14 protein-coding genes are annotated in these 13,607 nt (G+C 65.7%); 3 read left to right on the forward strand and 11 right to left on the reverse strand.

The window, feature by feature from the left end; genetic code table 11:
• Positions 1-39 precede the first annotated feature (39 nt).
• The 6 genes from flhB to flgB form a co-directional block, all read right to left on the reverse strand.
• On the reverse strand, positions 40-1,107 hold the full coding sequence (gene flhB / locus FG93_RS20365; RefSeq protein WP_043237662.1) for a flagellar biosynthesis protein FlhB: 1,068 nt from the start codon (positions 1,105-1,107) through the stop codon (positions 40-42).
• Between the two features lie 9 nt (positions 1,108-1,116).
• On the reverse strand, positions 1,117-1,875 hold the full coding sequence (fliR, locus tag FG93_RS20370) for a flagellar biosynthetic protein FliR (protein WP_043237772.1): 759 nt from the start codon (positions 1,873-1,875) through the stop codon (positions 1,117-1,119).
• A gap of 74 nt (positions 1,876-1,949) precedes the next feature.
• On the reverse strand, positions 1,950-2,216 hold the full coding sequence (fliQ, locus tag FG93_RS20375; protein ID WP_043237665.1) for a flagellar biosynthesis protein FliQ: 267 nt from the start codon (positions 2,214-2,216) through the stop codon (positions 1,950-1,952).
• A gap of 25 nt (positions 2,217-2,241) precedes the next feature.
• The gene (locus FG93_RS20380; protein ID WP_043237668.1) at positions 2,242-2,568 is read right to left on the reverse strand and encodes a flagellar hook-basal body complex protein FliE; all 327 of its coding nucleotides are present in this window, start codon (positions 2,566-2,568) and stop codon (positions 2,242-2,244) included.
• Between the two features lie 29 nt (positions 2,569-2,597).
• Positions 2,598-3,008, reverse strand: a complete 411-nt coding sequence (flgC, locus tag FG93_RS20385; protein ID WP_043237671.1) for a flagellar basal body rod protein FlgC — start codon at positions 3,006-3,008, stop codon at positions 2,598-2,600.
• A gap of 27 nt (positions 3,009-3,035) precedes the next feature.
• Complete coding sequence (gene flgB, locus FG93_RS20390) at positions 3,036-3,437, reverse strand: flagellar basal body rod protein FlgB (RefSeq protein ID WP_043237673.1); 402 nt, start codon at positions 3,435-3,437, stop codon at positions 3,036-3,038.
• A 258-nt stretch (positions 3,438-3,695) separates the two neighbouring features.
• Between flgB and FG93_RS31330 the strand changes: the two genes are divergently transcribed.
• Both FG93_RS31330 and fliP read left to right on the forward strand, forming a co-directional pair.
• The gene (locus FG93_RS31330) at positions 3,696-4,997 is read left to right on the forward strand and encodes a flagellar biosynthetic protein FliO (RefSeq protein ID WP_161783854.1); all 1,302 of its coding nucleotides are present in this window, start codon (positions 3,696-3,698) and stop codon (positions 4,995-4,997) included.
• A 210-nt stretch (positions 4,998-5,207) separates the two neighbouring features.
• The gene (fliP, locus tag FG93_RS20400; protein WP_052513990.1) at positions 5,208-5,909 is read left to right on the forward strand and encodes a flagellar type III secretion system pore protein FliP; all 702 of its coding nucleotides are present in this window, start codon (positions 5,208-5,210) and stop codon (positions 5,907-5,909) included.
• A gap of 105 nt (positions 5,910-6,014) precedes the next feature.
• On the opposite strand, the gene FG93_RS20405 is transcribed toward fliP, so the two are convergent.
• From FG93_RS20405 to FG93_RS20425, 5 genes are all read right to left on the reverse strand, one after another.
• Positions 6,015-9,446, reverse strand: coding sequence for a hypothetical protein (locus FG93_RS20405; protein ID WP_052513981.1), 3,432 nt, complete (start codon positions 9,444-9,446; stop codon positions 6,015-6,017).
• A gap of 114 nt (positions 9,447-9,560) precedes the next feature.
• Positions 9,561-10,394, reverse strand: coding sequence for a MotE family protein (locus FG93_RS20410; protein ID WP_081881676.1), 834 nt, complete (start codon positions 10,392-10,394; stop codon positions 9,561-9,563).
• Entirely contained in the window at positions 10,391-10,849 is a 459-nt protein-coding gene (locus tag FG93_RS20415; RefSeq protein WP_043237677.1) for a DUF6468 domain-containing protein, read from the reverse strand. The genes FG93_RS20410 and FG93_RS20415 overlap by 4 nt, the downstream gene beginning before the upstream one ends.
• 17 nt (positions 10,850-10,866) lie before the next feature.
• The gene (gene fliM / locus FG93_RS20420) at positions 10,867-12,003 is read right to left on the reverse strand and encodes a flagellar motor switch protein FliM (protein WP_052513983.1); all 1,137 of its coding nucleotides are present in this window, start codon (positions 12,001-12,003) and stop codon (positions 10,867-10,869) included.
• A gap of 39 nt (positions 12,004-12,042) precedes the next feature.
• Entirely contained in the window at positions 12,043-12,552 is a 510-nt protein-coding gene (locus tag FG93_RS20425) for a flagellar basal body-associated FliL family protein (RefSeq protein WP_043237680.1), read from the reverse strand.
• Between the two features lie 291 nt (positions 12,553-12,843).
• Here FG93_RS20425 and flgF point away from each other — a divergent pair, with 291 nt between their 5' ends.
• A complete protein-coding gene (gene flgF / locus FG93_RS20430) occupies positions 12,844-13,587 on the forward strand; it encodes a flagellar basal-body rod protein FlgF (protein WP_043237683.1) in 744 nt (247 codons plus the stop codon).
• Positions 13,588-13,607 lie beyond the last annotated feature (20 nt).

The raw sequence follows: 13,607 nt of genomic DNA on the forward strand, positions 1-13,607 counted from the left end.
CGGCGAGGGGCTCAGCGCGCAGGTCGCGCAGATTGCGAGTTAGGCGCGCCGACCCTTCAGGCGCAAGACGTAACCGATGACTTCGGCCACGGCCTGATAGTGTTCGACAGGAATTTCTTCGTCGATATCGACCGTTGCATAGAGCGCGCGGGCCAGAGGCGGGTTCTCGACGATCGGCACGCGATGCTCCCCCGCGACCTCGCGGATCTTCAGGGCGAGCGCATCGACACCCTTGGCGAGACAGAGCGGAGCGCCCATGCCCTGCTCGTATTGCAGCGCGACGGCGAAGTGAGTCGGGTTGGTGATGATCACGGTCGCCTTCGGCACCGCGGCCATCATGCGTTTCCTGACCCGCTGCGCGCGAATCTGGCGCAGCTTCGCCTTGACCTCGGGGTTGCCTTCGGAGTTCTTGAACTCCTCCTTCAGCTCCTGCTTGGTCATGCGCTGACGCTGGTACCAGCTGAAGCGCTGATAGACGAAGTCGCCGATCGCGATCACCGCAAAGAGGGCGAGCACGCTCGCCATCAGCTTGATCGTCAGCGACAGCGTCGCCGGCAGCATCGCGGCGACGCTCATCTGTGCGAAGCTCTCGAGCCGATCGTGTTCCTTCCAGAGCGTCAGGCCGACGACGGTACCGATCAGAACGATCTTGGCGAGGCCCTTGGCAAAATTGACCCAGGCCTCCTTGCCGAAGAGCCGCTTGGCCCCACCCATCAACGAGATGCGGCTGAACTTCGGCATCAGCGGCTCGAAGGTCCAGAGTGGCTTGTGCTGGATCAGCGCACCCGCAAGCCCGGCACAGAGGATGAAGGCGAAGGGCAGGCCGAGCGCCATGAAGCCCGTCATCACGCCCTGTTTGGTGACGTTGAAGAAGGCCTCGCCGCCGGAAGGCACCTGATGCGCGTTCATCAGGAAGGAGCGCAGGGAGAGTGCCGCGCTGCTCGCCGACCAGCCGGCTCCGACCAGGAGCGCCAGCGTGAAGCCGCACAGGACGAAGAAGGTTCCGATCTCCTGCGAGCGGGCGATGTCGCCCTTCTCGATCGCCTGGTCCAGCTTTCGCTGGGTCGGGTCTTCCGTCCTGTCCTCGTTGTCGGCGTCCTCTGACATCGCCGCTCCTCAGTTGCCGGTGAACTGGCGCAGGAAGCCGCCGAGATCCTCGAGGAAGACGCCCATCATCACGCCTACGACGGCGAGCAGCACCAGCATGCCACCGAGGATCGAGGCCGGCACGGCGAGGAAGAAGACCTGAAGCTGCGGCATCATCCGCGCCAGCACGCCGAGCCCGAGATTGAAGAGCAGCCCGAAGACGATGAAGGGCGCGGAAATCTGAACGGCGAGGGCGAAGCCCTGCGTCGCCGCACGGATCGCCAGGGTCATCATGTCTCCCACATCCGGAAAGCCGCCGGGTGGCAAGAGCCGGTAGCTTTCATGAATCGCCGCGATGGCGACGTGATGGAGGTCGGTAACCAGGATCAGCGTGATGCCGAGCATCGTCAGAAAGTTTCCGATCGACGGGTTCTGCATGCCTCCGGTCGGATCGACCGTCATCGCGAAACCCAGGCCCATGGTCTGGGCCACGATCGCACCGGCGCTCTGCAGGCAGGCCATCACAAGGCGCACGCTGAGCCCGATGGTCAATCCGATCAGGAGTTCGCTGATGAGAAGGCCGACGAGCGCCGGCATGTCGCCGGGCGGAGTGATGATCGTGCGCGCCATCGGTACGATCATCAGCGCAATGAAGAAGGCCAGCGACAGCCGGGCGCGTGAGAAGATAAAGCGTTCGCCGATGCCGGGCATCAGCATCACGAGGGTGCCGACACGCGCGAAGACGAGCACGAAGAGTGCGCCGATCTCGGGCAGGATCGCGATCTGCATCGTGCCGGCAGGGCCCCTGCGCCACTCGGGACGCCGCAGCGGCAGCCCCAGAGCCGGTCGCGGCAGCGAAAGGTTCATTCGCCCGTGGCGATTCGGACGGCGACCCGCCCCATATAACCCGCAAGCGCATCGCCCATGAACGGCAGAAACAGCATCATGGCCGCAAAGACCGCAATGATCTTGGGGACGAAGATCAGCGTCTGCTCCTGAATCTGCGTCAGCGCCTGGACGAGCGAGACGGCGAGGCCGACCCCGAGCGCGACCATCATCAGCGGGCCGCCGGCTTTGAGGAAGACGACGATGCCGTCGCGTGCGACGTCGAGGATGGCGCCAGAGGTCATGGTTGCGTCCTGATCGAGCCGGGAATCAGACCGGCATCCGCATGATTTCCTCATACGCTGCAATCACGCGGTCGCGAACCGCGACCAGCGTTTCGATTGCGGCTTCGCTTTCTGCGACGGCCGTGACGACATCGACGATGTCGGAGCGGCCGGCGGCCACGCTCGCGGCCTGGATATCGCTCTTGCGGCCGGCATCGGCGGTTGCTTCCAGCGCCTTGCCGATGAGCGAGGAGAAATCGGGCATGCCCGCACTGGCGCCGGCGGCGGCACCGAGCGGCTTGCGCATCAGGTTGCCGGCGCCGAGACCCTGCGTCGAGGCATAAGCGCCGGCGGCGAAGCTGGATGTGGCCATTGTACGAGATTCCGTTCCGCTGGCGCCGGTCAGACGCGCAGGATGTCGATGGTGCGCTGGATCATCCGGCGCGTGGAGGAGATCAGGTTGAGATTGGCCTCGTAGCTGCGCTGCGCTTCGCGCATGTCCATGGTCTCGACCAGCGAGTTGACGTTCGGCATGCTGACATTGCCGGTGGCGTCCGCAGCGGGGTTGCCGGGCTCGAATTTTGTCCGAAAGGCGCTCTGGTCGCGCTGGACGCGGCCGAGATCGACGACCTGGGCTTCGAGTTCGCGGTCGACCCGCCGCTGGAACGTCGGAATCTTGCGGCGGTAGGGATCCACGCCGGCGCGATCCGGCCCCGAATCGGCGTTGGCCAGGTTCTCGGCGATGATCCGCATGCGGCCTGACTGGCTGCGCAGGCCCGACGTCGCCACTGCGATGCTCTTGAGAAGATCCATGAGGCTTCTGCTCCTGCGTCCGATGCCTTAGCGGCCCTTGCCGATCGCGATCTTCATCAGGCCGAGCCCCTTGCTGTAGAGCGAAGCGGCAAGCTGATAGTCGGATTGGTTCTGGGCCACCTTCATCATCTCGTCCTCGAGATTGACGCCGTTGCCGTTGGGGGTGACCTCGAAGCGGGGCGCCTTGGCGGTATCGAATCCGTTGCGCTGGCCGGAGGGGCCCATATGGCCGGCAGAGGTCTGGGCCAGCGAGACGCCGGACGAAACCCTGCCGATGGCCGGTGCCTTGAGATCCATCGGACGAAATCCGGGGCTGTCGGCGTTGGCGACATTCTCAGACAGCACCTTTTGGCGGGACTGGTGCCAATGCATACGCGTCTTCAACGCCTGCATCAGGTTGCCGCCAGTGCCTAAAGCATTGCCAGACATGGAGTTTGTCCCGTTTCCTCAGAGGAGGCCTGTGGTCGGAGCCGGCTTGCGATTCCGTCCTGGCAGTCGATCCACTGGGAAAATATTGCCGGGTGCTTGGTTAATTCCGCGTTAAAATCCACGAATCCGGTGAACCAAATTAACCAAGTGCTAACCCTGTTTCCCGAAATTGCGGGCGTTATGCTATAGCCAACGTGTTGAACCTTGGGTGGAATTGCGGTCCGCCAAGGGCTGTCGCCGTCGCACATGAGGCAAACCTTGCAGACGTTGTTTGGCTTCGAACTCTCGACCGGCCTTCGCTGGATCATTGCATTCGCCATCGTCCTGATTCTGGTGGCGCTCTTCGCCTTCCTGTTGCGGCGCATCAGCGGCGGGCGACTCAGGATAGGAGGGCAGGGCGGTGGCCGCGCCCGGCAACCTCGCCTCGGGGTGGTCGATATTCATGACCTCGACCGGCAGCGACAGCTCGTGCTGATCCGACGCGACAATGTCGAGCATCTGGTGATGATCGGCGGCGCGTCCGACGTGGTGGTCGAGACCAACATCGTGCGCGGCAGCAGCAGCGGCCGGATCGCGGTACCGGCCCAGGCCGAGGCCCCGGTCTTCGAACGCCCTCTGGCGATCGACCCAGCGCTCGGTTTCGAGGCTCTTCGCGCCGACCTGCAGGAGGAAACGCGTCGCGCCTCTCCGCCGGCGGCCGCCCCGCAGCCGGATACCCTGCCGCCACTTCCGCATCGTACACCTGCGCCTGTTCCGCGCGCTGAACCGGTTGTGGCTCCGTCAGGCACTGCAGCGGCCGGCATGGCTGGTCTTGCCGCAGGAGCCGCGATCGTGGCCTCGCAGGCTCCGAATTTCGGGCGCAACCAGGCCCCCGCGCCAAGCGTGAGTTCCGATGAGCTTGACGATATGGCCCGTCAGCTCGAGGAGGCGCTGAAGCGGCCGCATTCCGCTGTGCGATCGTCCCAGGCGCCGGCAACCCCGGTTCCGGAGGTTCCGCCGGTAGCACCGCCTGCGCCAGTCAAGCTTGAAGAGCCGAAGCCCGCAGCAGCCGCGCCGGTTCTCGCTCCGGTTCCGACTGCCCCACCCCCGGTCTTCGGGCGCCCCGTCGGCGTGCCGGCCGATGTTGCTGCCGAACTCGAAATGGCCCTGGGCCTGAAGCCCAAGCCCTCGGACGTGGTGACGCCGCCGGCGCCTGTCGTTGAACCGAAGCCCGCTCCCCTTCGCGAGTCTCTGGAAACTGCCAAGCCGCCGGAGCCCGCACCGGTCGTGCATCCCGACCTGACACCAGCCGAGCACGGGGACAGGCTGTCGGCAAAGGACGAAGAAGACGCGCTGGAGGTCAGCGAGGACGAGGCCGATGCCGAGGCTGAGGCGGAGATTGCCGAGGCCGAGGCCGGGATCGAACCAGAGGCCGAGTCGCCCACTGTTCCCACTGCCGAGGAGCCGAAGGCCGAATCGAAGCCGGAAGAGAAGCCCATTCAGATCGATCCGTTCTCGGTCGATGCGATCGAAGCCGAGTTCGCGCGATTGCTGGGCCGTGATCCGAAGTCGAAGTCCTGACCGGACGGGCGTGATCAACAGGCGTGATCAACAGGATTGTCGGGCTGCGACGATCCTGATGCCGCTGGCCTGGTTGCCCCGGCGGACATGGGCGCCCTAGCGTCGTCACGCCCGATCGATTGAGTCGGGCTCTGATGGCGGCTTTGCGTGATCCTGACCTTGACGGATGCGAGATGGCATCGCGGCTGCCGCGTCGCCTGTGCCGGTGCGATGGTCGCGCTTGCGCTCTGCGAGCCGGCTCGGGCGCAAACGCTTTCGCTTGATCTCGGACAGGGTGGGGGCGTCGCCGAGCGGGCGCTGCAACTCATCGCCGTCATCACGGTGCTCTCCCTGGCGCCGTCGATCCTGATCATGGTGACGTCGTTCACGCGGATCGCGGTCGTGCTGTCCCTGCTGCGCTCGGCCATCGGCACGCAGACTGCGCCACCCAACGCCGTGATCGTCGGGTTGGCGCTGTTCCTCACCGGATTCGTGATGGCGCCGACCTTGCGCGAGGCCTACCGCGTCTCGGTCGAGCCGCTGGTTGCCGGGCAGATCCAGCCCCAGGAGGCCTATAACCGGGGCGTCGTGCCCTTCAAGGCGTTCATGCTCAAGCATGTCCGCGAGAAGGACCTGATGCTGTTCATCGAGATGTCGCGCGAACCCCGCCCAACGCAGCCGGAGGATGTCCAGATCCAGATCCTCGTGCCGGCGTTCATGATCTCGGAGCTGCGCCGGGCCTTCGAGATCGGTTTCCTGCTGTTCGTACCATTCCTGATCATCGATCTCGTCGTCGCCTCGATCCTGATGTCCGTCGGCATGATGATGTTGCCGCCGGTGACCGTCGCCCTGCCGTTCAAGCTGATCTTCTTCGTTCTGGTGGACGGTTGGGGCCTCGTCACGGGATCGCTGATCAAGAGTTACGGGACGTAGATCATCGGACCGGATATGGTATCCGGTCCGATGATCTAACCTTTCCGTGTTTGCATCGGCTTTCCCAAAAACCGCAATCCACTTTTCGGGCCGATGCTTTAGCGGTCAACCGCGGCCCGGTGCGGCGCCCGGACTCGCCTCGGCGCCGGTAGAGCTGGGTGGTGTCGCCTGTTCGGGCTCGGGTCTGGGCCGGCTGCGGACAGAGGTGGAATAGGCCGGATAGCGCTCGCGATAGGCCCTCATGAACTCGGACAGATTGTCGGCACCGGAAACGGCGCGCGCCATCTCGCGGATATCGGCGGCATTGGCGCGGTTGGCTCCGGTCACGAAGGCAAAGGTGCGGGCATCTGTGCTCTCGGCCATCTTGGCGGCGAATTTCGTGCGCAGCCGGTCGAGAGACAGTGCTTCGTTCGACATCACATAGGAGACCGCGGCGCGCATCACGTCGGTGCGCTCGCGCTCCTTCAGTAGCGTGTTGCCACGCCAGCTTTCGCCCAGGATGCGTTCATGCGCTTCGCCAGCCTCGCGCCAGCGGCGTCCCGTCCAGTAAATGTCCGAACGCAGGCGGTCGACCTCTGGACCACGTTCGATTTCGAGCATTTCGAGCGCCTGATCGGTGCGCGAGAGGTCGGAGAGGGCCTTCGCCTCGAGCAGGAGCCGCGCCCGCTTGACGTCACCCGGCAGTTCGATCAACCGCGTCGAGGAGATCGCATGCAGCGCTTCGGCTGGCTTGCCGTTCATCAGCGCGATCATGGCAAGGCGTGCGGCAACCGTCGATCGCGCGGCGCCGGTCAGCCGGGCCTGCATCTGGTAGCGCAGGATCTCGCTCGCCTGGTCCAGCAGGTCGAGCTCCACCAGCCGGTCGGCGAGAAGGCGGGCGATCTCGTCGCCGCGCCGGCCGATCGGCAGGAATTCCTTGAAGTCGTAGAATAGCGCCAGCGCTTCGATGCGCGGCAATTGCTCCTGCGCTGCGTCGCGGTTGCTGAAGAGTTCGGCGAAGCGCTGGGCGGTTTCATCGTGCAGGCGGCGCGTCAGCGGATTGTCGGGGTAATTGTTGTTGGCGCGGCGCGCGATCTGGAAGGCGTCACGCCAGCGATGCTGCGCGGTATAGAGCCTGCCGAGCTCGGACAAAGCCTCGATCTCGATTTCGCCGCCACGCCAGATGATCGACACCGTCTCGAGCCTGCGGGTCGCCTCGTCCGGCGAAATGTCCTGGCGCTTCTCAGTCTGGACCAGCCTGATGGCGCGCAGTTGCGCCTCCGCCGCGACCGGCCTGCTGGCGGCCTCGAATAGCGGCTTGTAACCGTTCAGTGCAGCCTCCGGGCGGCCGCTGACGTCATCGAGCATGGCGCGCAGGAGTGCGAGCTCCTCCTTGTCCACGAGATCGCGCGGCAATTCGGAGAGCCGCTCGATCTGGCGCTCGGCCGTCGTCATATCCTGCATCGCCATGGCTGCGCGGGCCATCGCCGGGCGGAACTGCACCTGCAGATCATCCGGGTAGCCATCGAGCGTCGCCTCGGCGCGGCGGAAACCGGCAAGCGCCTGTGCCTGGCGCCCCAGCCTCTGTTCGATAAGCGCGCGCCAGAGCCCAGCCTCGGCATCTTCCTTGAGCGGGCCGGCCTCGAAGGAAGCGAGAGCCTCGGGATTGCGATGCATCTTCGCCGCGATCACGCCCTTGAGGAACAGCGCCTCGCGATTGCCGCGCATCGCGGCGTCGTCGGCCAGCATCGCCTGGAGAGGCCCCGCGGCCTCCGGCATCAGCCCATTGGCGGCATAGAAGCGGGCGAGAGCCAGCCGTGCTTCGGATTTGCGGCTGCGCGAGGCGTCGGCGACATCGCGCAGCAGGTCGCGCGCACGTTCGCGGACGGCGGCAACGCGCAGTTTCGCCCAGAGCTCCGGGCTGAGCAGGGGCGGGGGCGCTGCGACTGGGGCCTTCGCCTTGTCCTCTTCGCTCTGCGGAAGATCGAGGGTTACGGTCAGTCCGCCGGCGCGCCCGATCAGGGCTTGCTCGGTGCCGGCGCGGACGACGATGTCGTCGGAGCGCGGCATGATGGCGAGGCCATGGGCGGTCTGCATCAACCCGAATTCGACGAAGCGATAGGGCTTGGTTACGGCCCGCGTTGGCCCCAGCGCTGTTGCGACAGCCATGGGCATGCCCGCGGTCCCGCCCTCGATCCAGTGCACGCCGGTCATGCCGGGCAGCGGAACGGCAAGGATCGTCTGACCGCGCTCGTCGACCGTGCGCGTCGGGGCGACAGGGTTGGTCGGTTTGCCTGCCTGTTCACCGAAGCCGAGCGCCCAGCCGGTGCCGTCATCGGTGAAGCGCACCAGTTGCTGGTTGAAGAGGCGCAGCCGCACGAGCGTGGCTTTGCCCTCGCGAGTGACCACGGTCTCCTCGATCAGCTCCGGAAGCATCTGCCGAAAGCTCGCGGGGTCGATCGTGTCGCGGGTGTCGAAGACGAGGGTCACCAGACCGGCATCGACGAAGGCCGCAGCCCCGGTCGGGCGCGGGAAGCGGAAATCGATGCGGCTGCCATCCGGGCCGGTCGACGGCTGGATTTTCACAAGCTGAGGCGTCGGGTCGATGGCCGGCGCGGCGGGTTCCGCGGCTGGCTTGGCGATCGGCGCGGCCTGCTGCGATGCCGCTGCCTCGCTTGCGGCTGCTGGCCTAACGGCAGGGGCGGGCGGTTTGTCCGGCTGATCGGCGGCATTCGCCTGGACGCCGGTCAGGCTGAGCACGCCGGCTTTGGCCGGCGGCACCAGATCGACGACGAGGCGGTCGTCGTCGCGGAAGCTGCGGGCCTGCCAATCCCTGGGGAGGGAAAAGTCGAGCTGGGTATTCTCCCCACCGGTCTCGGTCGAGACGAGCCCGACCCGATCCGGCAAGGCTGACCTGATCGCAGACGGCTCAACCGTGAGCGACTGGTCGAAGGTCAGCCTGAGCGTGCCGTCGACAAGCTCATGCGCCAGTTTGGTGTCGGCGGGCGCCTGGAAGATCAGCCGCTCCAAAGTCGGCAGCTTGGCGCTGGTCAGCAGGAGAGGTTTGGGTGCAGGCGGCGGACGGCGATCGATCTCGCGGGCGCGGGCCTCCGCCAGCCGGACGCGCTCGGCCAGGGCGGCGATGACCTCGGGCGGAGGCCCGGGCATCAGGCCCTTCCAGGTCTCCGGCAGCAGGTCGATGAAGGCCTTGTCGCCAGCCTCGATCAGGTTCGCCTTGTAGGGGCGGGCGAGGGCAAAGCGCATGCCGCGGCCGTCGGGGTCGATCCGCGCGATCGAGACATAGTCCGGGAGTTGCTTGGCGATCTTGTTGACGTCGATCTTCACGGGGCCGCCGAAGGCGACGACCAGGACGCCATTGGCGACCCGCACGCGCACCGGCATCGGCTCGTCGAAAGTCAGCGACAGGCGCCCGAAGCCGGGCGGCATGGCGGCGCCCTGCAAGGTCGCCGTGGCGCCGAGCGCGGGCGCGGACAGGCTGGCGGCAACGCCGAGCGCGGCCAGTCCGACACCAAAGGCAAGAGAACGCGGGAAACGCAAACCGGTACACTCACGCAACGCGACACCAGTGCCCGGCACGACCGCAAGGCGGCAGCCCGAGCGCCACCGACGGTAAGGCGTCAAGGATAATGGGGGGTTAAGACCCCCCGGAGGTCAGCGTCGCTGCGGCAGGGCGACGGCCGGCAGTTCGTTGCCTGGCAGAGGGGCCGCTTCGGCGGCCAGACGCGGGAGGCTGGGCGGTCGCGCTGGCGTCGCCAAGGCGACAGTGAGCTTCTCGGCGGCATCCGGGGACATCGCCGCGAGGACATCCGACATCTTGCGCGGGTTCATCTGCTGGACGACGGGAACCAGGACGCTGAGGCTCAGCCGGTCGAAGACCTTTGCGGCGTCCTTTGGCTTCATGGTCTCATACATGATGACGAGGTTCTTGATCGCCTTGCTCTCTTCCTCGGCCTGCTTGGCCTTGGGGCCGTCGACCTTGTCCTCAAGCTGCTTCAGGTCGCCGACGCGGCTGTCGAGCTTTTTCTCCGCGGTATCGAGCAGGCGCTCGCGCATCTCCAATTCGCGCAGGCGCGCCTCGATCTCCTCGCGCCGCTCGCCGAGGCGCTCCAGTATCGCGCGCTCGGCAGGCGAGGTGGTTCGGGCGGTGCCATTGAGGACATCGGCCTTGTTGTTGGGGGTGGCTGAACGCGCGGCCTCGGCCTTCGCCTCTTCCTCCGTCTTGGCCTTCGGCTTCTCGATCGTGCCAGTGGTTTCGGGGTCGAGGAACGTGTCGGGGGCGTGTGCGCGCGCGATGACCTTGGCGAGACCCCAGACCTCAGGTTCCGTCTTGGCAGGCTGCGCGGCAGGCAGGGGCTTCGAAAGGGCCTGCGCGCCGGCGGTCCCCTTGGCGGGATACGGCTCCGACGTCCAGGCGATCAGCTTCAGCGCCAGGAGGCCCATGGCGCCAAGGATCACTGCCGGGATGAGGCGGGGCCTCTCGATCACGCTGCCTGGCCCTCGAGCCTCTTGGCGGCACGGGCGCGGATCGCGGCGGCGGCCTGCGCCGCATTCGTCAGGCGCGAGATGGTCGGTTCTTCGGCGACCTCGGGTGCAGCATCTGCAGCCTTGGGCGCGACCAGCGTCGCGGCGCTGACGATCTGGGCGATGCGTTCCATGACGCCCTGGCCGGCTTCGACCTGGGCGGCGAGATCGGCGGCATAGCGCTCGGCCGTGCGCAGCCGTTCGGCCAGCGTCCGGTCACAGTCGCCAAGCGTCAGTTTCAGGCCGGCGATGGCGCGCTCGGCCGTGTCGGTGGCGGAGATCAGGGCGCCGATGGTCTGTCGCATCGCGCTTTCATCCGCCTTGAGCCGTTCGATTCGCTTGGACAGGACATAGCAGGTGATGATGGTGGCGACGAGGAGGCTGGCGACCAGCACATCGGCGATGAGGGTGATCGTCATGGCGTTGTCCCCGGGCGTCAGATCGGCGAGCCGAGATGGCTGGTGGCGCTGTCGAAGGCGGCGATCGTCGTCTTGGAGCGGCGCAGGGGGCTGACGACCTGGACGGCGATCTTGTCGTCGACGCGCCCGATCCGACCCTCGCTGACCATGAAGTCGCCGCAGCGCAGCGAGACCACCGAATCCGGCCGCGCGTCGAACATCAGCGTGTCGCCGATCTCGAGCCTCATCACGCGCTTCAGCGGCATCTGAGTCTCGTGCAGCACGCATTTCACCGCGACGTCGGTCTGCCAGACCTCGGTTGCAAGGTGGTTTTCCCAGATCGGGTCGCGGCCGAGCTTCTCACCCATGAAGCTCTCGAGGAGCAGTTCACGGATCGGCTCGATCGTCGCATAGGGCAGCAGGATGTGCAGCGAGCCGCCGCGCCCTTCCATGTCGAAGCGCAGTTCGACCCGGATCGCTGCGTTGGCCGGGCGCGAGATCGAGACGAAGCGCGGATTCGACTCGATCCGGTCGACCTTGAAATTCACCGGCGAGAGCGGTTGGAACGCGGCTTCGGCATCGCTCAGCACCAGCGCGATGACCCGCTTCAGCAGATTGAACTCGATCGACGTGAAGGGGCGTCCGTCGACTCGCGGGGCAGGCTGCCCGCGCTTGCCGCCGAGCATCGTGTCGAGCACCGAGTAGATCAGCGAGGACTCGATCGTGATCAGGCCAAAATTATCCCATTCCTCTGCCTTGAAGACGGAGAGCATGGCGGGCAGCGAGATCGAGTTGATATAGTCGCCGAAGCGGACAGAGCGGATGCTCTCGAGCGACACCTCGACGTTGTCGGTGAAGAAGTTGCGCAAGCTGGTCGAGAGCAGCCGAACCAGACGCTCGAAGATGATCTCGAGCATCGGCAGGCGTTCATAGGATACCGAGCCGGATTCGACGATCGCCTGGATGCCGTTGCGGCTGTCCTTGTCGTCGCCAGCCGAGAAACCGAGCATCGTGTCGATTTCGTCTTGGCTCATCAGGCGGTCTGTACCGCCTTCGGCCTCGCCTTCCTCCTCGACGGTGTCGGGCATGGTGGCCCATTCCGCCGCCATGTTCTCCGGCGTCAGCGGCTGGTCCCTGGGAAGCCTGCCGGTCTGTTCGAGTTCGCTATCGGCCATGGGACGCTCGGCTGATGGTCAGGGATCGCGTGTGCCGGTTCACTGGACGAGCAGTTCCTTGAACAGCACCGCTTCGACCTTGGCTGGATAGACGGTGACGTTCACGCGGCGCAGGAGCTCTTCCTTCAATCGGTAGATTCCGGCGGAGCCGTCGAGATCGGCCGGACGCAGCTCGCGCATGAAAACCTGAAAGGCATCCTCGACACGCGGCAATAGCGGCTTGATCTCCTCGGAGGCCTTGGCATCCGCGATTTCGAGCACGACCTTGATCTTCATGATCGGCTGGCGGTCCTGCTGGCCGCCGCTCGATATGCCGATCATCATGTCCTTCATTTCGACGAAAGTTGCCGGCTTCTTGACATTCTTCGCTGCTTCCGCCGCTGCAAGCTGTTCCGGCGACGGCTTCTTCAGGAAATACCAGCCACCACTGCCGAGAGCGGCCAGCAGCACCACGCCACCGACAAGCATCACGAGCTTCTTCCTGCCCGCCTTCGGCGTGTCGGCGCCTTCTGCGGCCCCGTCGTCGCTGCTCTTGCTCTTCTTGGCCATACCTGTCTGCCCGGGTCCGGAGCGCGGCTCCATTCTGGGCGGCTCGCTTCCGCAAATCTGCCGAAACAGGGTTAATGTCTCGTTAAGGACGGCAGTTTTTGCCGGGTCGTTTCTGCCCGGCATCGCGCCTTTGCCGAGCTGATCGCGCCTTCGTGGATTGCCGATATCTCTTCTATTTCAACGTGATGATAGCAGTTAACCACGTTGGCACGGTGGTTGCGATGACTGATCTGCGAAGGCTGCGCTGGGGAGCGTCGAGGCTTTCGCGGGACATGATCGGGAGTTACCGCCGTGGAGAACGCGCTTCTCGTCGGCCTGTCGCGCCAGATGGCTCTGGCGCGTGAGCTGGATGTTATCGCCAACAACGTCGCGAATGTCGGCACGAACGGCTTCAAGGCGCGTTCGGCGCGCTTCAATGAGTTTCTCATGCCCAAGGCGAGCGCCGAGGGTTTCAAAGCGCCGGACCGCAAGCTGTCCTACGTCATCGACAGGGGCACCCCTATCGATCTGTCCCAGGGCGTGATCGAGCGCACCGGCAATCCGCTCGATGTGGCGCTGCGCGGCGACAATTTCCTGGTGGTGCAGACGCCCCAGGGCGAGCGCTATACGCGCGCCGGTTCGCTCTCCATCAACGGCCGTGGCCAGCTCGTTACTCAGGGTGGTCAGCCGGTCCTGGGCGAGGGCGGCCCGATCCAATTCGGCGATACCGAAACCGGCGCCAGCATCGCTGCCGACGGCACGGTGTCGACCAATCTTGGTACGCGCGGCAAGCTTCGCCAGGTGCGTTTCGCCAATCCGGCTGCCCTGAGCAGCGACGGCACCAATCTCTTCGCCTCCACCGCGCCTGCTCAGCCTGCCGGACCGTTGGCCCGCCTCGAGCCCGGCGCGGTCGAGACATCCAATGTCAAGGCGGTGATCGAGATGACGCGGTTGATGGAGGTTCAGCGCTCCTACCAGAGCATGGCGAACCTGATGTCCAAATCCGACGAATTGCGCAGCCGGGCGATCACGCGCCTCGCTGACCAGCAGGCCTGACAGGAAAAGGAGCCAGCACC

The sequence above is a fragment of the Allobosea sp. LC85 genome (assembly GCF_000735605.1).
Classification (GTDB): domain Bacteria; phylum Pseudomonadota; class Alphaproteobacteria; order Rhizobiales; family Beijerinckiaceae; genus Allobosea.

Excerpts from the sequence above, each read along its gene's own strand:
- flgC (WP_043237671.1), bottom strand. The coding sequence starts at position 3,008 with ATGGATCTTCTCAAGAGCATCGCAGTGGCGACGTCGGGCCTGCGCAGC.
- FG93_RS20425 (WP_043237680.1), bottom strand. The coding sequence starts at position 12,552 with ATGGCCAAGAAGAGCAAGAGCAGCGACGACGGGGCCGCAGAAGGCGCC.
- fliP (WP_052513990.1), top strand. The coding sequence starts at position 5,208 with ATGGTCGCGCTTGCGCTCTGCGAGCCGGCTCGGGCGCAAACGCTTTCG.
- fliR (WP_043237772.1), bottom strand. The coding sequence starts at position 1,875 with ATGCAGATCGCGATCCTGCCCGAGATCGGCGCACTCTTCGTGCTCGTC.
- flgB (WP_043237673.1), bottom strand. The coding sequence starts at position 3,437 with ATGTCTGGCAATGCTTTAGGCACTGGCGGCAACCTGATGCAGGCGTTG.
- fliQ (WP_043237665.1), bottom strand. The coding sequence starts at position 2,216 with ATGACCTCTGGCGCCATCCTCGACGTCGCACGCGACGGCATCGTCGTC.
- fliM (WP_052513983.1), bottom strand. The coding sequence starts at position 12,003 with ATGGCCGATAGCGAACTCGAACAGACCGGCAGGCTTCCCAGGGACCAG.
- FG93_RS20380 (WP_043237668.1), bottom strand. The coding sequence starts at position 2,568 with ATGGCCACATCCAGCTTCGCCGCCGGCGCTTATGCCTCGACGCAGGGT.
- flhB (WP_043237662.1), bottom strand. The coding sequence starts at position 1,107 with ATGTCAGAGGACGCCGACAACGAGGACAGGACGGAAGACCCGACCCAG.
- FG93_RS20415 (WP_043237677.1), bottom strand. The coding sequence starts at position 10,849 with ATGACGATCACCCTCATCGCCGATGTGCTGGTCGCCAGCCTCCTCGTC.